Origin of the sequence: Bacilliculturomica massiliensis (genome assembly GCF_900605495.1) — a bacterium.
Lineage (GTDB): Bacteria > Bacillota > Clostridia > Peptostreptococcales > Anaerovoracaceae > Bacilliculturomica > Bacilliculturomica massiliensis.
In genome coordinates this window covers 139516-166383 of the sequence record NZ_LR027591.1, presented here as the reverse complement: position 1 = coordinate 166383, position 26868 = coordinate 139516, and the positions used below count along the sequence as shown (strand labels likewise).

The 26868-nt window shown below is 57.2% G+C and carries 23 protein-coding genes; 17 read left to right on the top strand and 6 right to left on the bottom strand.

Features of this window, described 5'->3' with window-relative positions; genetic code table 11:
- The first annotated feature begins 2 nt into the window (after nt 1-2).
- The 12 genes from phnH (at nt 3) to E0E37_RS01060 (ending at nt 13832) form a co-directional block, all read left to right on the top strand.
- Nucleotides 3-770 carry a phosphonate C-P lyase system protein PhnH gene (gene phnH, locus E0E37_RS01115; RefSeq protein WP_130861137.1) on the top strand — a complete coding sequence of 256 codons (768 nt, stop codon included), beginning with the start codon at nt 3-5 and terminating at the stop codon, nt 768-770.
- Nucleotides 752-1969, top strand: a complete 1218-nt coding sequence (locus tag E0E37_RS01110) for a carbon-phosphorus lyase complex subunit PhnI (protein ID WP_130861136.1) — start codon at nt 752-754, stop codon at nt 1967-1969. The genes phnH and E0E37_RS01110 overlap by 19 nt, the downstream gene beginning before the upstream one ends.
- A complete protein-coding gene (locus E0E37_RS01105; protein WP_130861135.1) occupies nt 1962-2900 on the top strand; it encodes an alpha-D-ribose 1-methylphosphonate 5-phosphate C-P-lyase PhnJ in 939 nt (312 codons plus the stop codon). The genes E0E37_RS01110 and E0E37_RS01105 overlap by 8 nt, the downstream gene beginning before the upstream one ends.
- On the top strand, nt 2897-3739 hold the full coding sequence (locus E0E37_RS01100) for an ATP-binding cassette domain-containing protein (protein WP_130861134.1): 843 nt from the start codon (nt 2897-2899) through the stop codon (nt 3737-3739). Before E0E37_RS01105 ends, E0E37_RS01100 begins: the two co-directional genes overlap by 4 nt.
- Before the next feature lie 23 nt (nt 3740-3762).
- Nucleotides 3763-5112, top strand: a complete 1350-nt coding sequence (locus E0E37_RS01095) for an alpha-D-ribose 1-methylphosphonate 5-triphosphate diphosphatase (protein WP_130861133.1) — start codon at nt 3763-3765, stop codon at nt 5110-5112.
- Nucleotides 5109-5828 carry a phosphonate C-P lyase system protein PhnL gene (locus E0E37_RS01090; protein WP_130861132.1) on the top strand — a complete coding sequence of 240 codons (720 nt, stop codon included), beginning with the start codon at nt 5109-5111 and terminating at the stop codon, nt 5826-5828. The genes E0E37_RS01095 and E0E37_RS01090 overlap by 4 nt, the downstream gene beginning before the upstream one ends.
- A 7-nt stretch (nt 5829-5835) precedes the next feature.
- Nucleotides 5836-6813 (top strand): PHP domain-containing protein, encoded by a 978-nt coding sequence (locus E0E37_RS01085; protein ID WP_130861131.1) that lies wholly within the window; start codon nt 5836-5838, stop codon nt 6811-6813.
- Between the two features lie 97 nt (nt 6814-6910).
- Nucleotides 6911-7987 (top strand): putative 2-aminoethylphosphonate ABC transporter substrate-binding protein, encoded by a 1077-nt coding sequence (locus E0E37_RS01080; protein WP_130861130.1) that lies wholly within the window; start codon nt 6911-6913, stop codon nt 7985-7987.
- 148 nt (nt 7988-8135) lie between these two features.
- Nucleotides 8136-9146, top strand: a complete 1011-nt coding sequence (locus tag E0E37_RS01075) for an ABC transporter ATP-binding protein (RefSeq protein ID WP_130861129.1) — start codon at nt 8136-8138, stop codon at nt 9144-9146.
- 1 nt (nt 9147) lies between these two features.
- Entirely contained in the window at nt 9148-10980 is a 1833-nt protein-coding gene (locus E0E37_RS01070; protein WP_130861128.1) for a putative 2-aminoethylphosphonate ABC transporter permease subunit, read from the top strand.
- 118 nt (nt 10981-11098) lie between these two features.
- Nucleotides 11099-13045 carry a 2-aminoethylphosphonate--pyruvate transaminase gene (locus E0E37_RS18655; protein ID WP_207302897.1) on the top strand — a complete coding sequence of 649 codons (1947 nt, stop codon included), beginning with the start codon at nt 11099-11101 and terminating at the stop codon, nt 13043-13045.
- A gap of 49 nt (nt 13046-13094) precedes the next feature.
- Nucleotides 13095-13832: an HAD family hydrolase gene (locus E0E37_RS01060; RefSeq protein WP_130861127.1), complete on the top strand. Its 738-nt coding sequence runs from the start codon at nt 13095-13097 to the stop codon at nt 13830-13832.
- A gap of 99 nt (nt 13833-13931) precedes the next feature.
- On the opposite strand, the gene E0E37_RS01055 is transcribed toward E0E37_RS01060, so the two are convergent.
- The 5 genes from E0E37_RS01055 to E0E37_RS01035 are packed head-to-tail and all read right to left on the bottom strand — an operon-like array spanning nt 13932 to nt 17980.
- On the bottom strand, nt 13932-15512 hold the full coding sequence (locus E0E37_RS01055; RefSeq protein ID WP_130861126.1) for a hypothetical protein: 1581 nt from the start codon (nt 15510-15512) through the stop codon (nt 13932-13934).
- The gene (locus E0E37_RS01050; protein ID WP_130861125.1) at nt 15512-16255 is read right to left on the bottom strand and encodes an ABC transporter ATP-binding protein; all 744 of its coding nucleotides are present in this window, start codon (nt 16253-16255) and stop codon (nt 15512-15514) included. Before E0E37_RS01050 ends, E0E37_RS01055 begins: the two co-directional genes overlap by 1 nt.
- 10 nt (nt 16256-16265) lie before the next feature.
- A complete protein-coding gene (locus E0E37_RS01045; protein WP_130861124.1) occupies nt 16266-16832 on the bottom strand; it encodes a hypothetical protein in 567 nt (188 codons plus the stop codon).
- On the bottom strand, nt 16822-17592 hold the full coding sequence (locus E0E37_RS01040; protein ID WP_130861123.1) for a hypothetical protein: 771 nt from the start codon (nt 17590-17592) through the stop codon (nt 16822-16824). Before E0E37_RS01040 ends, E0E37_RS01045 begins: the two co-directional genes overlap by 11 nt.
- 16 nt (nt 17593-17608) lie before the next feature.
- Complete coding sequence (locus E0E37_RS01035) at nt 17609-17980, bottom strand: GntR family transcriptional regulator (RefSeq protein ID WP_130861122.1); 372 nt, start codon at nt 17978-17980, stop codon at nt 17609-17611.
- Between the two features lie 517 nt (nt 17981-18497).
- Here E0E37_RS01035 and E0E37_RS01030 point away from each other — a divergent pair.
- Both E0E37_RS01030 and E0E37_RS01025 read left to right on the top strand, forming a co-directional pair.
- Entirely contained in the window at nt 18498-20075 is a 1578-nt protein-coding gene (locus E0E37_RS01030) for a dynamin family protein (protein WP_130861121.1), read from the top strand.
- Nucleotides 20075-20923 (top strand): DNA-3-methyladenine glycosylase family protein, encoded by an 849-nt coding sequence (locus E0E37_RS01025; protein ID WP_130861120.1) that lies wholly within the window; start codon nt 20075-20077, stop codon nt 20921-20923. Before E0E37_RS01030 ends, E0E37_RS01025 begins: the two co-directional genes overlap by 1 nt.
- Nucleotides 20924-20936: 13 nt before the next feature.
- Here E0E37_RS01025 and E0E37_RS01020 read toward each other — a convergent pair whose 3' ends face one another.
- Nucleotides 20937-21413, bottom strand: a complete 477-nt coding sequence (locus E0E37_RS01020) for a GNAT family N-acetyltransferase (protein WP_130861119.1) — start codon at nt 21411-21413, stop codon at nt 20937-20939.
- Between the two features lie 326 nt (nt 21414-21739).
- On the opposite strand from E0E37_RS01020, the gene E0E37_RS19270 reads away from it, so the two are divergent.
- The 3 genes from E0E37_RS19270 (at nt 21740) to E0E37_RS01000 (ending at nt 26531) form a co-directional block, all read left to right on the top strand.
- On the top strand, nt 21740-23653 hold the full coding sequence (locus E0E37_RS19270) for an acyl-CoA dehydrogenase family protein (RefSeq protein ID WP_130861118.1): 1914 nt from the start codon (nt 21740-21742) through the stop codon (nt 23651-23653).
- Between the two features lie 119 nt (nt 23654-23772).
- Complete coding sequence (locus E0E37_RS01010) at nt 23773-24981, top strand: FprA family A-type flavoprotein (RefSeq protein WP_130861117.1); 1209 nt, start codon at nt 23773-23775, stop codon at nt 24979-24981.
- Between the two features lie 860 nt (nt 24982-25841).
- Nucleotides 25842-26531 (top strand): SCP2 sterol-binding domain-containing protein, encoded by a 690-nt coding sequence (locus E0E37_RS01000; protein WP_130861116.1) that lies wholly within the window; start codon nt 25842-25844, stop codon nt 26529-26531.
- Nucleotides 26532-26868 lie beyond the last annotated feature (337 nt).

The window sequence follows — 26868 nt, the reverse complement described above, 5'->3', positions numbered from 1 at the left end:
AGATGGAACAGGTATATCAGTTTGATTTTGTCCATGACACGCAGGCGGTCTTTCGTCAGCTGCTGATGGCGTCCGCCCACCCGATGAGCGTCAGATCTGTGGCGGAACAGCTGCCGGGATTTTCCTGGAGCCATCCGGAACTCTGGGTTGTGGGATGTACACTGATGGACAACGAGACGACGTTTTACGTGGAAATGGATGCAGATCTGGAAAAAGGACTGGCGGATCTTACGCTGGCCCGCCACGCGGCACCGAATGCCGCCGATTATATATTTTTATCAGCACAGCTGAATTATGATACGATCCGGACCCTGTTCGCGGGGGCGAAAAAGGGAACGCTGGAGGATCCCCAGAAGTCGGCTGCGTTTCTGATCAGCTGTCCGGAGCTTTCCGGGAATGTGGCCGCGGAGGCCAGGGGGCCGGGAATACAGGGGACGCGGCGGCTCTCACTGTCACCGTATGTGGCGGGGATCTGCGGTCTGAGGACCGAGATCGACAGCGATTACCCCTGCGGCATAGATCTGTTTTTTCTGAGCGGGGACGGTCAGGTAATGGCTTTGCCGCGTCTGTGCAGAGTCGTCGTCAAGGACGGCGTTGGTAACGGCGCCGGCACGGCTGCCGGTGTGACCGCCGACGCTGCCGACAACGCTGCCGACAACGCTGCCGCCAGCATCCGCAGCTGCCCAGGCGGCGGTACGGAACGGGATGCGGAACTGAGATCGGAGAATGAGGAAGGGAGGGTGAGCGGCACATGGCGTACGCAGCGGTAAAGGGCGGCGAGGCCGCCATCGGGCAGTCTCTGCGGCTGCTGGATATCTGCTATGGAGCGGAGCGATCGGTAAAGATAAGGGATATTGTAGAAAACATGCCGTTTCTCATCGATCAGGTCATGAGCGAGTCGGGACTTTACGCGCCGGAATATGCAGCTTTGGCGCTGAAGCAGGGGAAAGGGAGCATCGAGGAAGCCGTTTTTCTGCTGAGAGCGTATCGGAGCACGCTGCGCCGCGACTATTATTCGATTCCGGCGGACTGCGGAGAGATGCGGATCCAGCGGCGCATTTCCGCTTCCTTTAAGGATGTGCCGGGGGGCCAGATCCTGGGCCCGACCTTCGACTATTCGCACAGGCTGCTGGATTTCGGTCTGCGAGACGGAGAGGAAGAGCGGGGAGGAGACCGGGCGGCCGTTCAGATCGGAGAGAGAAGTGGAGATGGAGAGATCGGCAGGGCCGGCCGCGAGGCTGAGTCTGAGAGCACGGAGCTCCACGGACCGGACGGAGCGGAGAGATCGGCAGGACCGGCAGGAGCGGACAGCTCAGCAGGGATGGAAGGGGAAGATATCTATTGTCCCAGAGTGGACCAACTGCTTCAGGAGGAAGGGATCATGGAAAAACCGAAGGGGGACGACACGCCGCCCTTTGACGTTACCAGCCATGTGATGACCTTTCCGGCGCCCAGAAGCGCCAGGCTGCAGACCCTGGCCAGAAGCGAGTCGGGATTTCTGGAAGGAGTGGCGTACAGCGCCATGCGCGGCTACGGCGCGGTCCATCCTACGGTAAGCGAGCTTCGCGCCGGATGGCTTTCCATCGAAGTGCCCTGTCCCACGGAGGAGGGGGAGAGCATCTGCATCGGAGAGATCTTTGTGACGGAGGTGGAAGCGCTGTGGCCCAGCCGCGCGGAGACGGACGAGGAATTTGACAGGATGACCCTTTCCGGCGGCTACGGCTGCGTATTCGGGCGAAACGAGACTAAGGCCATCGCTATGTCCATCGCCGACGCCAGCCTGAACACCCAGGGACCGGCGCCGTCCCAGGACGAGGAATTTGTACTGACCCATGGAGACTGTCTGGAGATGCAGGGATTCATATCTCATCTGAAGCTGCCCCATTACGTTACGTTCCAGTCGAAGCTGGACCGGGTCAGGGAGAAAGGAATCGGCAGGGATACCGGGAAGGAGGGAAATAATGATTGATCAGAGCCATTACAATTTCGCGTTTCTGGATGAAAACTCCAAGCGGGAGATCCGGCGGAGCCTGCTGAAGGCGGTGGCCATTCCCGGCTATCAGGTACCGTTTGGAAGCCGGGAACTTCCTATCGGAAGAGGCTGGGGAACAGGAGGCATACAGATCACCCTTTCCGTTATCGGCAGGCAGGATGTGCTGAAGGTGATCGATCAGGGAAGCGACGACAGCGTGAATGCGGTGAATATCAAGAAGCTGGTCGCAGCCTGCACCGGCGTAAAGGTCACCACGGATTCGGAGGAAGCCACGCTGATCCAGACGCGGCACAGGATACCGGAGACGCCGCTGCGTCAGGATCAGATCCTGATCCTGCAGGTACCCACGCCGGAACCCCTTCGTGTGGTGGAACCCAGGGAATCGGTCACGAAGCGGATGCACGCGGAGGCTGAGTACAGCCCCATGTGGCTGACGCTGTATGAAGACCTGATCCGCTGCGGCAGGATCGGTATCAGTTCGGAATATCCTGTGTCGGTAGAGGGACGGTATGTGATGAACCCCAGTCCGATTCCGCGCTATGATACGCCGAAGCTGAACGACAGCGACGCTTTATACCTGTTTGGGGCCGGGCGCGAAAAGAAAATATACGCTGTACCGCCGTATACAGCCGTGATCCCGCTGGCTTTTGAAGACGTGCCTTTTGAAGCGGAGAATTTCGCGGGAAAAAAGTGCAGACTGTGCGGTGCGGAGCACGTGTATCTGGATGAACTGACGGACAGTATGACGGGCCGGCGCGTATGTGAGTGCAGCGATACCGGTTACTGCGCAAAGCGCCGGGCCGAAGCGGCAGGGGAAAAAAGGATCTCCGCCGGATTTACGGAAAGTGAGAGGGAGACGGGCGGGAGCGTCTCGGCCGGCGCTTCGGGGGAGGAGATGGCGAGATGAAAAAAGAGGAAGAAAGACCGGTCCTGAAGGTGGAAGGTCTCACCGTCCGGTATGGGAAGGGCTGTCCGCATTGCCTGGAAGGAGGAGCTCTGCTGAAAAATACGTGTCCGCAGTGCAGGACGGTGTGGGCCTGCCGCGCCGTGGATGCGGAGCTTTACCCCGGCGAGATATTGGGCGTTGTGGGCGAGTCCGGATCCGGGAAATCCACGCTGATGAAAAGTTTATACTTCGATTTTCCCGTGACAGAGGGAAGAGCCTGGCTGACTTCCTACAAGGAAGGCGGGGCCGATATATTTCATCAGAATCTTCAGCAGAAGAAGTACATTCGAAATCATATCATGGGAATGGTGTATCAGAATCCGGTGCTGGGACTCCGCATGGACTATTCCAGCGCGGGAAACATAGCTGAGAAACTGATCGCGGCGGGGGGCAGAAGCTTTTCCGCTATGACGGGAAGGGTCAGGGAGCTGCTGGCGGCGGTGGAGATCCTGGAGACGCGTATGAAGGAGCCGCCCAGATATTTCAGCGGAGGCATGCAGCAGAGAGTGCAGATATCCAAAGCGCTGGCAAACAATCCGGCCGTGCTGCTTCTGGACGAGGTCACGACGGGGCTGGACCTTTCCGTTCAGGCCAGGGTACTGGACCTGATCCGCCGGATAAGGCAGGAATACGGGATCTCGATCCTGCTGGTATCTCACGATCTGGCGGTGATCCGCATGCTGGCGGACCGCACTATCGTCATGCTGGACGGGCAGGTGATCGAGCGGGGTCTGACGGATCAGATCCTGGACGATCCCCAGCATCCCTACACACAGCAGCTGGTGCATTCGCTGCTGTAAACGACAAGGAGAACAATTCATATATGAAGACGACATTTATCAACGCCCGCATCGTCACGCCGGATCAGGTTCTGGAAGATCACTGCATGACGGTGGCGGACGGTTACATAGAAAGGATCTGGCGGGGCAAAAGCCCGGCGGCCAGCACCTGCGGCCAGCGGGGAGAGAGGCGGAACTTCGCGGAGAGCCGGTCCGCCGGCAGGATGATCGCAGATGGGCGCCCTGCTGATGAAAGGACTTCGTGTGAGACAGTGGTGGACGTCAGGGGAGCTTACCTGCTTCCCGGCTTCATCGATATTCATTCCGATATGATCGAAGGGCTGCTTCAGCCCAGATCCACTGCCATGATGGATTTTGAAACGGGGCTTTGGGAGGCGGAAAAGCAGCTGGCGGCCTGCGGGATCACTACGATCTTTCATTCTGTGTCTATGTTTCGAGAGGGGAGCTGGGACGCCAGGGAGATCCGCACGGCTCCGCGGGTACGGGAACTGGCGGATCTTATAGACGCCATGCGGAAGAAACCGGGACTGATCCGCAATCGCTATCACCTGCGCTATGAGATGGACAATCTGGAGTGTTACGGCCTGGTGACGGAACTTATGCGGCAGGGCAGGGTACAGATGCTGTCTCTCATGGACCATCGGCCGGGACAGGGGCAGTACCGGGATCTGAATGTGTATCGCCGCCACCTCCCTTCTGCAGGGAAGGATCTGACCGACGGGGAATTTGCGGAGTTGGTGAAGCGGGAGACGGAAAAGCCCATGCTGACCGGGGAAAAGCTGTTCTGTCTGGCAGAGCTTGCTCACCAGCTGGGCATTCCCCTGTCCAGCCACGATGACGACTCGCTGGAGCGGGTGGCGGAGAATGAAAGGCTGGGCGTATCTGTCAGCGAATTTCCCATCAGCATGGAAGTGGCCGGAGCCGCCCGGGAACGCGGGATCGCAATTCTTCTGGGAGCGCCTAATATTTTGCTGGGCGGAAGTCACTCGGGCAATCTGTCGGCGGAGGAGGCCATCCGCCGGGGCTGCGCCGACATTCTGTGCAGTGATTACTATCCCCAGGCGCTGCTGCGGGCAGTATTCTGCCTGGCGGAAAAACAAGTTGTGCCGCTGTATCAAGCCTGCCGGTTCGTCTCACTGAATCCGGCCAGAGCTGCGGGGCTCTCCCGGGAGACGGGAAGCCTGGAGAAAGGGAAACAGGCGGATTTCCTCATCGTCGAGGCGGAGGGGTACAGCCGTCCCCGTCTGCTTCAGACCTGGGTGTCCGGCAGAGCGGCCATGGAGCTGAACTACGGCGGCCTATGCACCGGGCCCGGCGGGCAGGACGAAGCAGGGGAAGACCGGGTCCGGGAGAAAGGGGATGTGACAGGATGAGACCGATATTGATGATCGAAGATCTTTCCAAAGAGTTTTATCTGCATGAGCAGAAGAAAAAGATCAGCAGCTGCAGGAATATCTCCTTATCCCTTCAGAAAGGCGGATTCATCGGCATCGTCGGAACCTCCGGGGCCGGAAAATCAACGGTGCTGCGCTGTATCTACCGCACATATCTGGCCACCGGGGGGCGTGTGGTCTATGATTCTCTGGCCTACGGCCCTCTGGATCTGGTTGCCGCGGCGGAGCGCCAGATCATCTATCTGCGCAGGGCGGAGATCGGCTATGTGTCGCAGTTTTTGTCCACACTGCCCCGGACGACGGCGTTTCAGTACGTGACAGACGCGGCGCTGGACGCGGGATTTCCACAGGATGAGGCGGAAGAGCGAGCCGCGGAGATGCTGCGGTATTTCAGGCTGCGCGAGGATCTGTGGGCCCTTTATCCCGTCACTTTTTCCGGGGGCGAGAAGCTGCGGCTGAATCTGGCCCAGGCTATGGTGAAAGCGCCCAGATTACTTCTGCTGGACGAACCCACGGCCAGTCTGGATCCGGACACAAAGCTGCTGGTGCGGGACCTGCTCATCCGTTTGAAGGCTCAGGGCACTTCCATGCTGGGGATCTTCCACGATCTGGCTTTTATGGACGGGCTGTGCGATCAGGTCTTTAACCTGTCCCGGGGCAGCTTTGCAGATCGGGAAGAGCGCGCTGTAAAATGAGGGATGAATGGACCATCGGACAAAGGGAGAGATGTGCAGAGAAAGAACCGGAACAGGAAACGGGGAGAGGGCCAGACCAGGGGCCGGAAAGGGGATCAAAGTGAGGAATGGAGAGCGGAATGGAGCAGGGAACAGAGACGGCGGGAGCGCAGAGAAAGCGGTGAGAGCGGATCTGCACGTACATTCCACCTGCTCCGACGGCAGCGAGGACCTTCGAGGAATTTTGGCAAGAGCTGCGGGGCTGGGCCTTACGCACCTGGCCTTCACGGATCACGACTGTACCCGTTACGCTGGGGAGGCACAGCGGCTGGGGGCGGAGACCGGCGTGGCGGTGATCCCGGGGGTGGAGATCTCCGCCTCGGACCGGACCACAGGACGCAAGGTGCACATACTGGGATATGATTATAAACGGCCGGAGCCCATCGAAGCGGTCTGCGCTCCGATTTTGAGACGCAGGCACGAAAACTGCCTGAAGCAGATCGGCATTCTCAGGGATCTGGGGTATTGCATATCGGAGGAGGCCGTGGCTCCCTACGCCGCAGGAGGGACCTTCTATAAACAACATATATTGAAATATCTCTATGATACGGGGCAAAGTCCCGCCGTATTCGGGGATGTTTACAGAACGGTGTTTAAAAACGGAGGGCCCTGTGATTTCGATATCGAATACGCGGAGGCCGTGGAAGCGGTGCGGGCTGTGGCAGAGGCGGGGGGCTACGCGGTGCTTGCCCACCCCGGGCAGCAGCAGAATTTCGATCTTATCCCGGAACTGGTCCGCGTGGGCCTGAGCGGCATCGAGCGGAATCATCCGGCGAACACACAGAAGCACCGGGAGCTGATCTCGCGGCTGGCCGCGGACAACGGTCTCTTCTGCACGGGCGGCAGCGATTTTCATGGGATCTATGAGGCCAAGGGACAGCCGCTGGGAAGTGTTCTGGCGCCGGAGGATTGTCCGCTGCCGGGGCTGGTATTAATAAAGGATTAAAACCGTTTTAACCTGCCGTTTATATGTCTTTAACAAAGGAAGCATAGAATGGACCTCGTTACAGACGTGAAACTCAATGTTAAAAGGAGAACCTATTATGAAACGAATTTTGTTGGCGGGCCTGGCCCTTGCAATGTGCTTTGGAATGCTCACGGGCTGCGTGACAAGCGGCGAGGGAGACGAATACGGCGGCGGCTCGGCGGCGCTGGACGAGAAGACGCTGAATATCTACACGGCACTGGAAGACGAGCAGGTTTCCGAGTATCTGGCCGATTTTAAAGAGAAGTATCCGGACGTGACGGTGAATATCACCAGAGATTCCACGGGCATCATCACGGCGAAGCTGCTGGCGGAAAAAGACAACCCCCAGGCCGACGTGGTATGGGGTCTGTCCGCTGCCAGTCTTCTTGTACTGGACGGCGAAGGGATGCTGCAGCCCTACGCTCCGGAGGGTGTGGACCGCATTCTGCCGGAATTCAAAGATACAGAGAATCCGCCGAAATGGGTCGGCATCGATGCCTGGGAAACGGCGTTTCTTGTAAATAAAGAGGTGCTGGCCAGCCACAATGTGACGAAGATACCGGAGAGTTACGAAGATCTGCTGGATCCCCAGTACAAGGGATTGATCGCCATGTCAAATCCCGCCTCATCGGGAACGGGGACGCTGACGGTGAACGGGGTTCTGACGCTGTACGGCGAAGAGAAGGGATGGGAGTATCTGGATAAACTTCACGAGAACGTGGCTGTTTACCTGCACTCCGGAAGCGCCCCGGCGAAGAATACGGCCACAGGAGAATACGGCATCGGAGTCAGCTTCGGTTATCGCTGCATCAAATCCGCACAGGAGATGGGCGACAACGGCGTCGTGGTATTTCCGAAAGAAGGTTCCGGCTGGGACGTGGAGGCCAACTGCCTGATCAAGAAGCCCGAGGGCGAGAAGGAGATCGCGAAAACCTTCCTCAGCTGGGCCATCGAGGACGACCGCATGGCTCAGTACGCCACCAACTATCCCATCGTGGCCACGGGGATCGGAGACTCCATCCCGGAGGGCTACGAAAAGAATCCGGTGGATCAGCTGATCAAGAACGTAGATCTGAAATGGTGCGCGGAAAACCGCGACCGCATTCTCACCGAATGGACCAATCGCTACGACGGAAAAAGCGCGGCGGAATAGTACGGCGTATCTGAACCCGGCGGACCGGGCCAGGACGCTTCGGCGCCCTGTGCCGGCTATCGGCCGCGGACCGGAAACGACAGCAGCAGGACATTTTCCGCTCATGCGGGAAATGCCCTGTTTTAGAAAGAAGAGGAGGATCAAATCCATGACAGAAAGTGCGATCCGTGTAGAAGGCGTGTTCAAGCGCTACGGACAAAACACCGTACTGAACAATATCGATCTGGATATCAAAGAAGGCGAGTTCGTCTGTCTGTTGGGCCCCTCTGGCTGTGGAAAATCCACGCTGCTGCGTCTTATCGCGGGGCTGGATATGCCCACAGAGGGGAAGATTTATTTAAAAGGAAAGGACGCGACGTTTCTGCCCGCGTCAAAACGAAATTTCGGAATCATGTTTCAGTCTTACGCCCTGTTTCCGAATCTCACTGCTTTTGAAAATGTAGCTTACGGTCTGAGAAACCAGAAGCTTGCCAATAAGACCGTCAACGAGGTGGTAAATCGTTATTTCGCCATGGTGGGGCTGACTGAGGCCCGGGATCGTTACCCGGCTCAGCTGTCCGGCGGAGAGCAGCAGAGAGTGGCGCTGGCCAGAGCGCTGGCCACTAATCCCAGTTTTCTGCTTCTGGACGAGCCGCTCTCCGCTCTGGACGCCAAGGTCCGCATCAAGCTGCGCCGGGAGATCTGCCGGATCCAGAGAGAACTGGAGCTTACCACCATCATGGTGACCCACGATCAGGATGAAGCGCTGACCATGGCGGACAGGATCATCGTCATGAACAGGGCGATGATCATGCAGTCCGGAACGCCTCAGCAGATTTACGAGCGCCCGGAAAGCAGATTCGTGGCGGATTTCATCGGAGCCATCAACTTCTATCCCGATTTTGACAAGGGAGGCCGTCTTTCCGCCGTGCGTCCCGAAAATATCCGCATGGGGACGGAGCCGGAGGAGGGAAGTCTCTGCGCGGAGCTGGAGACCATGGAATTCCGCGGAAGTTTCTGCCGTCTCACCGCCCGTCTCACCGGGATGCAGAGGAACGACGAGCTGATGGTGGATCTGCCCTACAGCGAGGTGAAGCAGCTGGATCTGAAGGTGGGAGGCGTCGTATATCTGAATCTGCCTTCCCAGCAGGTGCTGCACTTCGCGGAACAGGGGGCGTAGGATGGAAGGAAGTTTATTGGAAACGGCAGGCGCGGCGTCGGATCCGGGGACGCCGGTCTCTCCGGCGTGCGCCGGTTCCGGCCTTCCCGGCGGAGCCCGGGATCGAGCCGTCTCCGGCCGATTTGACCGGCTTCGGTGCTACACCGGTCAGGATGCGGTCAAGCTGGTGCTGATCCTGTGCGTGCTGTTCGGTTTTCTGGTGTTTCTCGCGGGGCCGCTGCTCATGTTGTTCATCAAAGCGTTTCAGGATAAGTCGGGAGCTTTCGTGGGGCTGACACAGTTCGCCACGTATCTGAGTTCGCCGAACATGGTGATATCTCTCACCAACACGCTGTTTATCGCCGTTACGTCCACAGTCATTTCCGTGACCGCGGCGTTCTTCTTTGCCTATGCCATGACGAGAAGAGCGGTGCCCTTCAAGCCCGTATTCCGATTCATCGCCATGCTTCCCATGTTCGCCCCCACCATGCTGCTTGGCATGTCGCTGATCTATCTGTTCGGAAACAAGGGACTTGTGACCCAGGCAGGGCTGGCGCTTCCGCTCTACGGACCGGTTGGGATCGTGATTTCGGAGGCCATCTACGGTTTCCCCGTGGCGCTGATGATCCTGACGGTGGCCTTTTCCGCCGCAGACAACCGTCTGTTTGAAGCGGCGGACGTCATGGGAACAAGTCCGCTGCGCAAGATGCTGACCATCACGCTGCCCGGTGTGAAATACGGGCTGATCAACGCGCTGTTCGTCTGCTTTACATACAGTTTTACGGATTTCGGCGCGCCCAGCGTTGTGGGAGGGAATTACAACGTGCTGGCCACTGACATCTACAAGCAGGTCATCGGTCAGCAGAATTTCAACATGGGAGCCGTAGTGGGCATCTTCATGATGATCCCCACGGTGATCTCCTTTGCGGTGGACAGGATCACCAGCGTCAGGCAGGGAAGCGCCATTTCGTCCAAGTCGGTTCCTTACCGGATCAAGCCCAGCCGCGGCGCCGACGCGGCGGCCACGTTTTTCTGCGGCGCTGTGTCCCTGTTCCTCGTGGCCTTTTTCGCCGTGTCGCTGTACGGATCTCTCGTCACTTCCTGGCCTTACAATATGGAGCTGACGCTGGCTCACTACGACTTCTCGACGGTGGGCGCCGGGGGAGGGGTGGAATCCATCTACCAGTCCCTGCGGGTATCGCTGGCCACGGCGGTAATCGGTACGGCTGCTGCATTTCTGACGGCGTATCTGATCGAGAAGCTGTCGGTGTTTTACGGACTCAGGAGACTGCTTTACCTGTTCTCCATTACGCCTAACGCCGTGCCCGGAACAGTGGTCGGTCTGGCTTATATTTTGTTTTTCAACCCCAGGACCTTCCCCATACCGGGAAGCGGCCTGTCCCTGGTAAATGGGTTCAACTTTCTGTACGGCACGACGATGATCCTCATTCTCGTGAACATCGTCCATTATTTTTCAGTGCCTTTTGTGACGGCGTCCACGTCGCTGAAGCGGCTGGACAAGGAGTTTGAGACGGTATCCGACTCCTTGTCGGTGCCTTTCTACAAGACGCTGTTTCGCATCACGGTTCCCATGTCCTTCGGCGCGATCCTGGAAATGATGGTGTATTTCTTCGTCAATTCCATGATCACTGTTTCCGCCGTGATCTTTCTCTACACGCCCATTACCAAGCTGGCCAGCGTAGTGGTGCTGAACGTGAAGGGCGCGGGGGACGACGCGGAGGCGGCGGCCCTCTGCATGGTCATTTTGGCCGTAAACATCGCGGTGCGCCTGATCTACGAGTTCGTGAGCAGAAGAGTGGGCCGCAGGACCGACGCGTGGATGACCCGTGGATGACCTGTAGGTGACCCGTGGATCGGGGTTGCAGACTGGGTACGGCGGAAGGCCGGAGGGAGCCGCGCCTGCAGGAAAATGAAACAATGACAGATATCACATATCATAGGGGAGACGACGAATGAAACATGTAATGATGGACAATGATATTTATAATCCGAAGATAAAAGCCGTGATCTTTGACTGGGCGGGAACGACCATCGACTACGGCTGCTTCGCGCCGCTGGCGGGTTTTGTGGACGGCTTTTCTTCAAAGGGCGTGCACATCACCAGCGCCGAGGCCAGAAAGCCGATGGGGATGCTGAAGCTGGATCACACCCGGGCCATCGCGGAAATGCCCCGGGTGAGGGAGGCCTTCGCGCAGATCAACGGCCGGGAGCCGGAGGAAAAGGATGTGCTGGAGATCTATCATGTGTTTGAAAAGACGCTGATGGACAATATTCTCTCTTATACTGACGTGAAGCCGGGGGTATGCGAGGCGGTGGAACGGCTGAGAGAACGGGGGATCCGCGTGGGCTCCACAACAGGGTACACCAGAGCGATGATGGATCGGATCATCGGCAAAGTGGCGGCGGCCGGTTATCGGCCCGACACCTGCGTCTGCGCTGACGAGGTACCGGCGGGGAGACCGTATCCCTACATGATCTGGGCGAACATGACCCAGCTGGGAGTACCGGATCCGCAGCTGGTGGTGAAGGTGGGAGACACCGTGTCGGACATCGGCGAGGGCGTTTCCGCCGGTGTCTGGACCGTAGGCGTGGTCATGGGTTCCAGCGAACTGGGACTGACGATGGAAGAAGCGGGGGCTCTTTCCGCGGAAGAACTGGACGGGGAGATCAGCCGTGTGAAAAAGACATTCTATAAGGCCGGCGCCGACTATATCATTGCGGATATGAGCGGGCTTGAGGGCGTGATCGCGGATATCGAGAGACGTTTAGCGCAGTCTGCGCCCCGGAAGCTGCTGACGCCGGGACCGCTGACCACCAGACGCAGCGTCAAGGAAGCCATGCTTGCGGATCACTGCACCTGGGACGAGGAATACAAGGCGATCACAAGAGGGATCATGGATCGGATCGCCGGAATCAGCGCCAACACAGAAGAATATGCCGCGGTGCTTCTGCAGGGCAGCGGTTCCTACGCGGTGGAGGCCATGATCCAGAGCTTCTGCAGAGATGGGGAAAAGCTTCTGATCGTGGAAAACGGAGAGTACGGAAAGCGGATGGCGCGTCAGGCCGGCATGGCGGGGAAGACCTTTGAGATCCTGGAATTTGACATGTGTCACGCCATCGACCCCGCCGCCGTAGAGCAGCGTCTGGACGACGATCCAGAGATCCGCACCGTGATGTTTGTGCACAGTGAGACCACCAGCGGTGTGATCAATCCCGTTGAGAAGCTGGCCAGGCTGGCAAAGTCCAGAGGAAAGACTGTGCTGGTGGACGCCATGTCCAGCTTCGGCGCTTACGAGATCGATATGAAGGCCTGGGGGATCGACGGCCTGGCTTCCAGCGCCAATAAATGTCTGGAGGGACTCCCCGGGCTTGCTTTCGTCATCGCGCGCAGGGAGCTGATCGAGAACGCGAAGGGAAATTCACGGTCTCACTGTCTCGATCTGTACGACCAGTACCAGGGGCTGTACCCGGGTGGAGGGAAGTTCCGCTTTACGTCGCCCACCAACGTGGTCCTCGCTCTGGAACAGGCGCTGCGGGAATACGACGCCGAAGGCGGTCAGGAAGCCCGGAAAGCGCGCTATATGGAAAATCACAGAGCTCTGGTCCGCGGCATGGAGGCGCTGGGCATCCGTTCCATCGTACCGCGGGGCTGGCAGTCCTGCATCATTACGACTTTTGATCTGAAGGTGCGCGATCCGAAAACGGGGGCGGAGATGCCGCTGGATTTTGACAGTATGTACCAGTGGCTGAAGGCCCGGGGATTCGTCATCTACCCCGGAAAGCTGACTGATCAGCCTACCTTCCGCATCGGGACCATCGGCGATATCTACTCCCGAGATATCCGGGAACTGTGCCGCGCGCTTGGCGAATATATCAGGGAACATCAATCGTTAAAATAAGACGGAGAATGGAGAAGCTCAGAAAAATCAGGGGAAAGAGGGGAACGGGATGAAAAAAAAGGGAATTCTATTTGACAAGGACGGTACGCTGATCAGCCTGTCGGAGTTTTGGAAACTGCCTGTTAAAAAACTGGCGGGAAAGGTGGCTTTTGAGTATGGCTTTTCAGACGACAGAGGAAAGCAGGAGAAGCTGCTGATGGCCGCCGGCATCGACGGGGGCGGCCGTATCATTCCGGACAGCCCGCTGGCGGCGGGCACGAACCGGGATATCGGCCGCGGGTGGGAAAAACTGCTGAGACTCTGGGAACTGCGGGACAGGAGGTCCCCTCTCGAAGAGCGGGAAGCTTTTGCGGCGCGGCTGGCGGATGAGCTGGCGGACATGGCCTGTTGTTTCGGAGAAGTGAGGCCCCTTGCCGATCTGAGACGGCTGTGCGGAGAGCTCTCCCATCGTGGGTATGTGCTGGGAATCGCCACGGCGGACAGCCCGCAGACTACCCGATATTGTCTGGAGAGCCTTGGAATACTGGGCAGCTTCGCCTTTCTGGGAACGGCGGAACAGGATATGAAACCAAAGCCGTCGCCGGATATGATGGAGGCATTCTGCCAGACCTGCGGTCTGGACGCAGAGCAGGTCTACATGGTGGGCGATTCTCTAAACGACATGCTCTTTGCGAAAAACAGCGGGGCACGGGGACTGTTTCTGTCCCAGGACGAGCAGCCGGACCTGCCGCCGGGCGCGGTGGCGCGTCTCCGCCGTCTGGATGAACTAGCGGAGATTCTGCACTAGCGCGCTGCCTTTTTCAGAGCCTGAACTGCTGACGCGGCTGATCGGAGGACGCGTCTATTTTGGCTGGCCCGACTGATCTCTCCCCCGTCTCGCATCTATTCACATATCCAGGATCAGCCGGTCCCCGTCCACGGGGCTGAGATAGCCGCTGACGCCAGGAACTGTTCGATCGTTGCTGAAGTCGTATACTGCGGCGTAGACCAGCCCGGCGTGGGTGTCCGCAGCCGTCTGAGGATGGCAGCCGTTCCGGCTGTCCGGTTTTTGTGTTTCCTCCCGGCGGTACACCAGCAGGCAGGTGCTGAGGGAGCTGTGGTAATTCTGGTAGCAGGCGACGGCCAGCCGCCGTCCGTCATAACTCATGATCAGATCATACAGGGGGATATCTTTTTCTAAATCCCCGCATTCGTACAGATCTCCGCACATTTGGAGCTCATAGAGACCGCCGGCATCAGGAGTCAGCACGTAGAAGCTTCCGTCGCTGAAAATAGCCGCAAGGAAGCCGTCGCATTGTTTGAACTGGACGATCTGAACATCGGAGATATGCGGGTATGCAGTCTTGAGCTCTGCCGGCGCTGTTCCTTTCGCCTGCGTCGCCTGCGCGGGCGCCTCCGCTGTGTCCGGGAGCGAGGCGGGCAATTGAACGGTTTTGTCGTCTGATTTCTTCGTTTCCGGAGGATCCGGCAATTGCAGAGGAAACTGGGTTTTCTGGATCAATCGCATGTCAGACCGATCGATGACGGATAAGTAAAACGCTGTGGCGTTTTCGCCGGAGGGTTCCTCAGTGACAAGCAGGAGCCGGCTTGAAGCGGCTTCAGCCTGCAGGGAACAGACGCGGGTCGTTTCGTCCAGAGGATAGACCAACTGGATACGGTCTGAAGAAAGATAGGTTTTTCCGTCTTTTTCTTCAATGGGAAGGAGGTGTATCCCTGAACTTTCCGCAGGGACCGGAAGCGGTCCTCCGGTATCCAGGTCTGTCAGGGACAGGGCGAGGTACCAGGCGTCCTTCAGAATCACGGAATTGGACTCAAAACCGATCCCGCCGGACAGCGTGTTGCTCTCCACTTCAGTGATGTTTCCCGCTCTGTCCCGCACCACGGATATCTCCAGCCTGTGGTCCGGACGAACTGGTATGCAGAAATTTTTTTCGAGGGATCCGCCCCTGTTCTCGTCGTCCATGCGGAAGATAAGTCCGGGGGTGTAGGCGTCGATGAAAAGGGGATAGACATCGTAATAATCTTTCAGAAGAATGATCTCCCGCCGCCTTTGTCCCGCCGGCGTGCGGCCGGCCACATCCCGGACAGGCGCGGCTACCCCGGTCTGCAGCAGATATTCGTCTTCCAGGTCGATGGTATTTCCGCTGAGACTGAAGCTCGAGGAGAAACTCAGGTCGACGCGGGGGGGCCTCGGGCTGTTCTCCCACTTGCTCTGCTGGTAAAAACGAAAGTCGGTGGCGGCTGCCGGCTGTCCCCCGGGAGTGATGACGGTGTCCCAGAACAGGTGGTGGTCGTAGTGATATCGGGATGTAAGGGAGATTCCCTTCGCCTCGGCGGCGTGGCCGGCCAGCACGGTTTCCCCTATGGTCACCGCGTCTTTTTTTGAGTCCAGTCCGCCGTACGCTCCGCAGAGCAGGAAGCCCGACAGGACAAACAGTACGCCGGCGAGAAGCAGACTTTTACGCATCACAGCTCCTCCTGTCTTTCACCTGTCAGATCGGACAGCGCTTTGCTGACCCGGTCGGACTTATATTGATAGGTTTCCTTTACATAGCCCATCAGCGTGCGGCCTGAATCCTCCAGTTCCTGGGTGGTCATATCGCCGACGATCCGCCCTCTGTGGATCAGGACCGCCCGGCTGATGAAGTTTTCTACCTCCGCCAGAAGATGGGTGGAGAGAAAGACTGTTTCCGAGGGCTCCAGTATGCCCAGCAGGACCTTGTAAAAGTCCTCCCTGTTAAATACGTCGTTTCCGGCGAAGGGTTCGTCCATCAGGATGTAGTCGGCGCCCTGAGAGAGAGCCAGGATCACTTCGAACTGGTTTTTCTGGCCAGTAGAAAAATGGCGCAGCGCTTTGTTTGCGGGAAGCTCGAAGAAATCCATCAGACCGTGAAACCGCTTTGAGCGAAATGCAGGGAAGTGCAGTTCGTAAAATTCGCGGTGAGCCGCGGCCGTCAGATTGGGGAAAAAGGAGTGCTCGCAGGTGGCAAAAGAGACGCGCGCGATGTTGGCCCGGGTTATAGGATGGCCGTCCAGCGTGATCTCTCCGTCAAAGGGCAGATAGCCCAATATGCATTTCAAAAGCGTGGTCTTGCCGGCGCCGTTTTCACCAAAGAGACCTACGATCTCACCTGGGGAAAGACAGAGATCCACCTGCTTCAGGGCGGGTTTCCAGTTGTATGATTTACTTACATTGTGCAGTTTCAGCATGGTGATTCTCCTATCGCAAAACATTCCAGATTTTGTCCCATTGACCGGAGCTCAGGCAGGTCTCCGGCGTGACCAGCAGATAGATACCGAAGTAGAGCGCCAGTAACAGCCCTGCGGCCAGAAGGGCTGCAGCCGCCGTCAGCAGGGGCAGCGCGGCGCAGCGCCGGACGAGCTCCAAGCGTCGGGGAAGCCGCCGCATGAGGTATATGCTTTTGCTGCCCTGGAAATGGTAAAAATAATGGTAGGCCAGAAGAGCTGCAGCTCCCAGCGCAGTCATGGGAAACCCGATCAGGCTGTCGCGGAGAAGCAGGATGAAATCCGGCATCACAGCGTTCACATCCAGGATTTTTTCTGCGCCCGCCTGAAGGAAGAGGGAATCGCGGGCCTGAAACAGGGCCAGGAAAAAGCGGAGACTGTACAGGAGGCTCAGAGAAAAAGCCCAGGCGGTCCACTTGGCCTCCTGTCGGTGATCGAGTCCGGGAGGGACCCAGTTTCCGATGCCGCGGGTTACGCTTTCTCCTGCATCGCGGGCCTGGCTATGGATCTTGGCGCTGCTGGTCTCTCTGTCATATGACATGACGCACACCTCCCTCTTCTATCTGGCCGGGGTCCGGCTCTCTGCCGAAACGCCCCCACTGCATATCAAAGCACAGGCGGGCGGCGGTGCAGAGAGCGATGATAAGGGTAATGATATCGGAGACAAAACTGTCGATCTGCCGGGGAAACGCGACCAGGGTCAGGACTGCCAGCACGACGATGGCGATCCCCCTCTCTCCGCGCCGCTGGCGCATGGAAAAGGAGGAGGCGGCGGCGCCCAGCGCCGCGATCAGCGCGCCGTTTCTGAGCCAGATACTGACTGCCGCCATGGGCAGCAGACCGTGGAGAAAATCGCTGCGGTAGAATGCCATAAAGATAGTCTGATCGTTCCAATAAGCCGGATCCAGGGAGTTCACGTACACGCGGCACAAAAGCAGAGCCGTAAGGAGCTGGACCGCCCAGAAAACAAGAAAACACATACTGTTGTAAAAGGCCCACAGCAGGGCGGTGGTCCCCTCGCCGACGGAAAGACGCCGGAGCGTATATCCGCACTTGCTGCCCCAGCGCTCGCAGCCCGCCAGACTGAGCAGGGCGCAGAGGATCACAAAGGCCCCGCCGCAGACCAGGGGCATTTTGCTCAGAGTGATCATCGCCTCCAGCCTGCAGGGCTGGGCGGCCGTCTGCCGGAGAAGACGCAGGAACAGGACCGTTTCCAGCGCGGACATGAGAAACAGCAGGCTGATTATTTTATAAATCGTGCTTCTGGCGGCGATCGTCATAACGGAAAAATATTGTCTCATCGTCTGCTCTCCTGTCTCAATCCCAGATTTTTTCTACAAGGCGGATGGTGTCTTCCCTGGAAACGCCCATCTGCTGCATGGCTTTGATCAGCGTTTTTACATCGCTTTCCACCAGCTGAGAACGGATCCGTGAGATCTGCGTTTCCCCGGCGGTGATATAGCTCTTTGCGCCTGAGTGGGACTCGATGATCTCCTCTTCCTCCAGCATGCGGTACGCTTTCTGGATCGTATTGGGATTCACGCCCAGCAGGGAGGAGAGGACCCGCCTGGAGGGGAGCTCGTCGCGGTCCCGTATGGTTCCGGCGATAATACCCCTTTTAATGTACCGGATGATCTGCATATAGATGGGACTGCCGTCCTCCATGGTAAAGGATTCAAATGAAATCATCGGCGAGTTACCTGCTGCCTTTCAAAATGAAAACTGTGTTAGTTAAGTAATACGGTTAACTGTATTATATCAATAATACGGTTTTTGTCAACAGGATATCGGCTGAAAGGTCTGCTGCAGAGACGAACTCATTTTTCACCACAGCGGAGCTCGGTCTAATTACATGACACAACACCTGAAAGTATGGTACAATGTCCATACCCCGCGACTGGCGAGCCAAGGGCGAAGGCAGAGCGGCGGTATGACAGGTGCCCAGAACACTTAGCGACTGCCAAGCCGAAGGCGAAGGCAGAGCTTAGAGTTTATGGTACAATGTCCATACCCCGCGACTGGCGAGCCGAAGGCGATTACGGTACGACGAAGGCCGGGCGAAGGAGCCCGGTCTTCGCTGTCGGCGGAGGCGAGCGGGGAAACCAGTGAGAAGCCATGATCAAAACGCGGCCGGTCAGGCGCGGCGGGGCGTGAAGTTCCCGGATGTGCGGCGCGGCAGGCGGAAGATAGACAGGAGATTTATAAAATGAGCGATCAAACCATAGCGATAGCCAACCACGCAGCCATACTGCTGGGCAGTTCAGAGCTGTGCGGGGGAGAGGCGGCCAGGGTCAAAGAGGTGATGAGCCGTCTGGAAAATCAGGAGATCACAGTTTCTGTGATCGGGCAGTTCAAGCGGGGAAAGAGCACGCTGGTCAACGCCATTCTGGGCGAACAGCTGATGCCCGTGGGCATTGTGCCGGTCACGTCGGCAGTGACGAGGGTCCGCTACGGACAGCGATCCGCGGCCGTACATTTTGAGAACGGCGCGGTGCAGCAGGTGGAGCCGGAGGAACTGGCCGCATATATCAGCGAGCAGAGCAACCCGGACAACGGACTGGGAGTTGCATCGGTCACGCTGCAGACTCCGGCAGATTTTCTGAAGGACGGCATCACCTTTGTGGACACGCCGGGCGTGGGTTCCGTGCACCGGCACAATTCCGACGCGGCTTACGCTTTTGCGGCGGAGAGCGACGCGGTTATTTTCATGCTGTCCGTGGACAGCCCCATCAACGAGATCGAGATCGATTTTCTGCGCAGAGCCAGGGAATACGCGGCGAAGTTTTATTTTGCCGTGAATAAGATCGATACGGTGACAGAGGACGAACTGGAGATATATCTGGATTATTGCCGCAGACTGCTGTGCAGCCTGCTGGATGTGCAGGAGGTGCAGATGTTTCCGGTGAGCGCCAGATCCGGGACGGGTCTGAGCGCGCTTCGGGAAAGTATTGAAAAGGACTGCCGCGAGTCGGTAAGGGAGATACTGGATGCTTCGGCGCGGAAAAAGCTCTATGATATTATCGGCAGGGCGGTGTCGCAGCTGAATCTGTACTGGAAGGCGCTGAATATGGTCCCCAGCAGTTTCGACGAGCGGTTTGCGGCCATGGAGGAAAGCTTTGCGGAGCAGAGGACTTCGGCGGAAGAGGCGGTGGCCCGTCTCAACGAAGAGGCGGACCGCATTGAGACGGAGCTGGAGCAGATCATCGACAGAGAATTCGATTATTGGATGGACGAGCTGACAGAGATGGGGAGAGCGGAAGCGGAAACCTGTCTGCGCAAGATCTACGAAAAGGGGAGAAAGCAGCTGAGACGCGATTTTGCAAAGATCGCAAACGGTATGGAGCTGCACAGAAATGAAGTGAAGCGGGCGCTGTCGGCGGCTGTTTTGAGCCAGTTTGGCATGGAGTACCATTACGAGCTTACAGAACTGGATCTTTCCGGCAGACAGGCTGCAGGCGCGGAAAGGGCCGGCGGGGAGCTCCCGGGACTGGAAGCCGTGCCTGCGGGATCGCCGGCGAAGCCTGATGAGGCCCCGCTGACGAGAGAAGATCTGGAACACCTGCGAAATGCTTTTCTGGAGGATTACAGCGGCCGTCTGGAAGAAGGGCTGGAGGAACTGGCAGGAAGGCTGCGGGGCGAGACGGAGCAGCTTTGCGACGAGCTGTATGAAACCCTGTCCCGGGTGCTGCTCTATCGGGAACAGAGCACCTATGCGGTGGCCCGGCGTATTGAGGATCTGAACCAGCTGACCAGAAAGCTCAAGCGTCTGAGGGAGAGACTGTGATGAGTGAAAAACGGACGGACTTAAGGCTGGGTCCCATTGTCATCGAGCATATGGATCTGGCCCAGATCGCCGATTCCGGGCAGTGTTTTACCTGGACCCGGCTGGACGAAGGATGTTACGCCATCCAGGCCTTGGGCCGCTGTCTGGTGGCCGTCCAGGAGGGAGACCGCTTTTTCTTTTCCTGTTCTGAAGATGAGTTTCGGCAGGTGTGGAGTCATTATTTTGACCTGGAGCGGGATTACGGTCAGCTGAAACGGCGCATCGATCCGGAGGATGCGTACTTGAGAGCCGCGGTGGAATACGGCGGCGGCATCCGGGTATTGAAGCAGGATCTGTGGGAGGTCATGGTGAGTTTCCTGATCTCCCAGAACAACAACATCGGCCGGATCCGAAACAGTATTCGCGGGCTGTGCGGGGAATACGGGCGGAAAATGCCGATGGATGGCGGCCGCTTTTATTACGCATTTCCCCGGCCTGAAGAACTGGCTGCGGCAGGAGAAGCGGATTTCATCAGATTGGGACTGGGATACAGAGCGAAATATTTGAAGGCTCTGACGGAGGATATGAAGGACGGCGGACTGGCCCAGCTGAAAGGCGAGCTGGACGGGGCGGACGACGAAACGGCCGGAGAACGGCTGATGTCCATCTACGGGATCGGCAAAAAAGTAGCGGACTGTATCTGCCTGTTCGGCCTTCACCGCACCGGTGTATTTCCGGTAGACACGCATATCAAAAAGATCATCGCCGGCAATTACGCCGGTAACTTTCCATACGAGCGCTATGGCAGCGAGCTGGGGATCGTCCAGCAGTACCTGTTTTATTACCATCTGAAAGGAAGCGCTTATTAGCCCCTGACTGTCTTTATCTCCCGCCCCGCAGATTCTTGGCCATGGCCACGTGAACGACGCCGGCCTCGGTGAAAGGATCGGAGGTTTTCGTGTAGCCGCATTTTTCATAGAATCCAGCAACGTCAAATTTGGCGTCCATGACGATTCGGGTAAAGCCCCTGGACTGGTAATACCCTTCGATAAACTGCAGGACCTTTCTGCCAAGACCCAGATCCCGGTATTCTTTCAGAAAGCAAAATCTCTGTAATTTGACGGCGGCGGGATCCAGCCGCAGGCAGCGGAGCGCGCCGGCAGACTCTCCGCCCCAGCGTACGGCAAAATGGTCGCAGGGACCGTTCAGCCGGTCGCAGGCGTCTCTCTCGATGTCCCGCGGCACCCCCTTTTCGCCGGTAAAGACCTGTTCGCGTATATTCAGACAGGCCGCAAGCTCCCGGGCGTTCTCCGCCCTTTCAATGCTCAACTCTGCAGCGTTGTGATCGTGGTCGTTCATGTTTTAACCTCTCTTTGATCAGACGATCTATCGGAAAACCGGCGTCGGATCGACGCCGTAAAACGTGTATGTCACGTATATGCCAACAGTTTAACGTCTTTGCGCAGCGCTGTCAAACGAGTCTGTGTCCGCGGGCTGCGGCTGGCTGTAGGGCCGGGTAAGGCGGCGGTTCTGGCGGGTTTCTTTCACATTATTCATTTTATGTGTTTTGAAGTGTGAGAAGAGGGTATATCTCTACCAAGAAATTAATAATGATAATTGTTATTGATATTTGGGAGGCGCCGATGGGCAGTATAAAGAACCGAAAGAGAGAAGGAGGTAGTTGTATGTTTTTCAAGACGACGGAACAGCAGGAGGCTCTGCGGGCGAGGATCAGAGAATTTGCTGAGACAGAGGTGAAACCCCTGACCTTTCTCATGGACAAGGAAAATATGTTTCCTACAGAACCCATAAAGAAGTTTGGCGAGATGGGGCTGATGGGGATTCCTTATCCTGAAGAATATGGCGGAGCAGGGCTGGATATTCTCAGTTATGCCATCGCGGTGGAGGAACTGGCAAGGGTGGACGGTGGAACGGGCGTGATCCTTTCCGCGCATGTATCCCTTGGCAGCTGGCCCATATTTGCTTACGGCACGGAGGAACAAAAACAGAAATACCTGGTGCCGCTGGCAAAGGGTGAGAAGATCGGCGCCTTTGGTCTGACGGAACCTAATGCGGGCAGCGACGCCGGCGGCACGGAGACGACGGCGGTGCTGGAAGGCGATCATTACATCCTCAACGGTGAAAAAATATTTATTACCAACGCGGATAAAGCGGATACGTATGTGATCTTTGCCGTTACGACGCCGGATATCGGGGTTCGCGGCATCAGTGCTTTTATCGTGGAAAAGGGCTGGGAGGGCTTCACTTTCGGCGATCATTACGATAAGATGGGCATCCGTTCTTCCTCCACGGCGCAGCTTCTCTTCAACAACGTTAAAGTGCCGAAGGAAAATCTTCTGGGCAAGGAAGGCGAGGGATTTAAGATCGCCATGTCCACGCTGGACGGCGGCCGGATCGGCATTGCGGCCCAGGCGCTGGGGATCGCCCAGGGCGCATACGAGCACGCGCTGGAGTACGCAAAAGAAAGAGAACAGTTCGGAAAGCCGATCGCGCAGCAGCAGATCATCTCCTTCAAGCTGGCCGATATGGCGACAAAACTGAGAGCCGCCCGGTTCCTGGTCTACAGCGCTGCGGAACTGAAGGAGCATCACGAACCCTACGGGATGGAATCCGCCATGGCGAAACAGTACGCTTCCGACGTATGTCTTGAGATCGTCAACGATGCGCTTCAGATCTTCGGAGGAAATGGTTATCTGAAGGGCATGGAAGTAGAACGGGCTTACCGCGACGCGAAGATCTGCACGATCTACGAGGGGACCAACGAGATCCAGCGGGTAGTTATCGCTTCCCACATCATCGGCAAGATGCCCAAGACAGAGAGCGGGACTCCCGTCCGCAAACGGGGACCGGTCACAGGGGCGCGCAAGAAGATGATATTCAAGGACGGCACGGCGCAGGATCAGGTGAACGCTCTGGTCGAGGCGCTGAAGGGAGACGGATACGACTTCACCGTGGGGATCGACATCGATACGCCTATCACAAAGGCGGAGCGGGTAGTCAGCGCTGGTAAGGGCATCGGGGAGGAAAAGAACATGGAGCTGATCCGGGCCCTGGCAGTTCAGGCCGGCGCGGCCGTAGGCTCTTCCCGTCCGGTGGCGGAGACCCTGAAATACGTGCCGCTGAACCGTTACGTGGGTATGTCCGGTCAGAAATTCAACGGGAATCTGTACATTGCCTGCGGTATCTCGGGGGCAGGACAGCACCTGAAAGGAATAAAGGACGCGGCCACGATCGTGGCGATCAACAACAATCCTAACGCTCCGATCTTCAAGAACGCAGACTACGGCATCGTGGGAGACCTGATGGAGATCCTGCCGCTGCTGACGGCCGCGCTGGATAACGGAGAGCCCAAGCAGCCGGCTCCGCCCATGAAGAAGATGAAGCGCTTTGTACCGAAGAAAGCGGCTCCGTCTTACAAGACGTATGTGTGCAACGGCTGCGGGTACGAATACGATCCGGCGGTGGGCGACGAGGAAGGCGACATCCGTCCGGGAACGCTGTTCAAGGATCTGCCGGAAGAGTGGATCTGTCCGGACTGCGGCGAAGAAAAGGATATGTTTATTGAAGTAGAGGCTTAAGAGACGTCTTGCGGATTTCCGAAAGCCCGTGCATAATAGATCTGGAACGGTTTTGAAACGGATTAGCACGGAGCAGGAAACAGCAGCAGATTTGTTTCAGGAAAAGGAGGACTGAAGCCATGTATTGTGTCAGAAAAGTAACAGAAGATCTGTATTGGGTGGGCGCAAATGACCGTCGCCTGACACTCTTCGAAAATATTCATCCCATTCCCAGGGGCGTTTCTTATAACTCTTATCTGCTTCTGGATAAGAAGACCGTTCTCTTCGATACGGTGGACTGGTCCGCGGGCCGGCAGTTCATCGAAAATGTGGAGGCGGTCCTGGCAGGGAGAAAGCTGGATTATCTCGTCATCAATCACATGGAGCCGGATCACGGGGCTTCCATAGAGGAGATCATCCTGCGCTATCCCGAGGTGAAGATCATCAGCACAGAGAAGGCATTTCTCTTTATGCGTCAGTTCGGCTTCTCTATCGACGGCCGGATCGAGGAGGTAAAGGAAGGGGATACCCGCTGCTTCGGAAAGCATACCGTTACTTTCGTGGCGGCGCCCATGGTGCACTGGCCGGAAGCCATGGTGACCTTTGATACCACCAACGGCGTGCTCTTTGCTGCGGACGCTTTCGGATCTTTCGGATCGCTGGACGGCAAGCTGTTCAACGATGAAGTGAACTTCGACCGCGACTGGATCGACGACGCCAGAAGGTATTATACAAATATTGTGGGCAAGTACGGCCCGCAGGTGCAGGCGCTGCTGAAAAAAGCCGGCGGCATCGACATCAAGATGATCTGTCCGCTCCACGGACCCGTATGGCGCACGGATCTGGGATATTTCCTTGACAAGTACGACAAGTGGAGCCGTTACGAGCCGGAGGAAACGGGCGTTATGATCGCTTACGCCTCCATGTACGGTAATACGGAAGCGGCGGCCAATTCCCTGGCCACGGCGCTGGTGGAGAGGGGCATGACGAACGTGGTCATGTACGACGTTTCCAAGACCCATGTGTCGCAGCTTATTTCGGAGACCTTCCGCCTGAGTCACATCGTGCTGGCCTCCGTCACCTATAACCTGGGCATCTACCCGGTGATGCACAATTATCTGATGGATATGAAGGCGCTGAATCTGCAGAAACGCACTGTGGCCATCATTGAAAACGGATCCTGGGCCTGCAAGTCCGGCTCCCTCATGAGAGATTTTCTGGAGAACAACATGAAACAGATGACCGTACTCGATGAGAAGGTCACCCTGTCCTCCGCCATGAGAGAAGACAATCTGGATGAGATCGGGGCCCTGGCCGACAGCATCATTGAATCAATGAAGAATAAATAAATAGAGTCACGGGACCGCGGCCGGTCGTTATGCAGAATGATCGGCTGCGGTTTTGTTTTTTGTTTTCGGCGGTGGGCGGATGGAGCGCGGCTGCGGCACTGGCGGGCGGATGGCTGCCGATGGACTCACGGGCGGGTGGGGGCCGGCGGGCCCACGGGGGGGGGGGTGCCGGGGGGGTGGGGGGGGGGGGGGGGGCGGGGGGGTGGGGGGGGGGGGGGGGGGGCGGGGGGGAGGGGGGGGGGGGGGGGGGCGGGCGGCCGGACTGGCGGGCGGGTCGCGGCCGGCCGCAGATGACCGCAGGACCAACGGGCGGAGGGATGGCTGCTGGACTGGCGGCGCCGCAAAGCGACCGCAGGTTCCTGACAGCGGAACGATAGGTGAAATTGCAGAAAAATCTCTTGTTTCACCTAAATTAGCTGTATAGACCCACTGAAACTGCAATATTTCATGAGTGAATAGGTGAAAACTATTTTTTTTGGAAGGTTTCGCATATATTCCTGCCTTAATTATGCAAAAGTGAAATATTATCAGCATTTTCACCCATGTCGAGGAATTATTTTCCAGATGCCCGCCGCATGGGCGGGCAGATACCCCTGTCCGGCACCGCACCCCCGGGCAGATACCCCTGTCCGGCACCGCGCCCGGCGGCCAGGCTTTCAGAATGGCTTCTATCCGAATGACGTCCCGGCATGCTGCACGCTGTCTGCAAGCATTTTTGCAGTTTTTTACGCAGATGGATGTTTTCGCTGTAATATTGAAAAAGGCGCTCCGGTTTAAGAGAAACAGTGATATAATTAAAGTATCAACAGTAGAATAGAGAAGGCGACCTGAGGCGCCGCCGTAAGTCAGGAGGGATTACTATGGCCGAAAAAAAGACTGAGAATACCACTCTTGCGGAGAAGGCACAAACCGCTGTCGTGGAGAAGCCGGAAATGGAAACGGGAATCGTGGAAAAGAAGAAGGCGGAGACAGCTGTTGTCAAGAAAGTCGAAGGTGAGACCGCCGTGGTAAAAAAGGATAAGGCGCAGAGAGCTGTAGTTAAGAAGGAAAAAGGGGAAACGGCTGTTGTAAAGAAGGATAAGGCGCAGACTTCTGTGGTCAAGAAGGAAAAAGCGCAGACGGCCATCGTAAAGAAGGAGAAAGCCGCGGCAAAGAAGAAAGAGGAAAAAGAGGCTTCACCTGCAAAAAAGACCCGGAAGAAAGCCGGCGTCAAACGGGCGGGGATGGAGTATATTGATGTGGTGAATTTCGTCAGAGAGAAGCTGAAGACCACCGATCCGGCCGTTATAGCCGGGAAGGCGGCTTATCAGATAGATCTCGCCGGTCAGGGGCACGGGATCTTCTACATTGAGATCGTGGACGGTTTTTTGGCAGTGGAGCCCTATGATTATCGGGATCGGGACGCCAGACTGGAAGTGATATTTGACGATCTTCTGGATATTGTGGAGAAGAAGCTTGATTTTGAGCAGGCGGTGAGAGAAGGACGCGTCTTCGTGGATGGGAACTGGGACCGCGCCATGGAGCTGAAAAAGCTGTTCGATCAGCTGTAGGCGGTCGGCGGCGTCCGGTATGTTAAAACGCAGTGAAACGGCTGTTTCCGAAAGGTCTGAGGACCGGAGGAAACGGCCGTTTTTTAAAACCCTTCCGGTTTCTTCACGGAAGTCTGCAGCAGGTCGCTAAAAAGCTTGGACTTGCGGTGAATAATTGGGCTCTAAATGTCGCAGAAGGGCGGAATCTGTGGTAAAATAGCCATAGGTCTGCTATTTTACAGATTCTGTGCGCGGCAGACGCCATGCGCGGATTTTACCATGATGGCCTGCGTCCAGTCATGGTAAAATGAAAAATAAGCGCACGGACTGGGCGCGACCGCCCGGGATCTCACGCGAA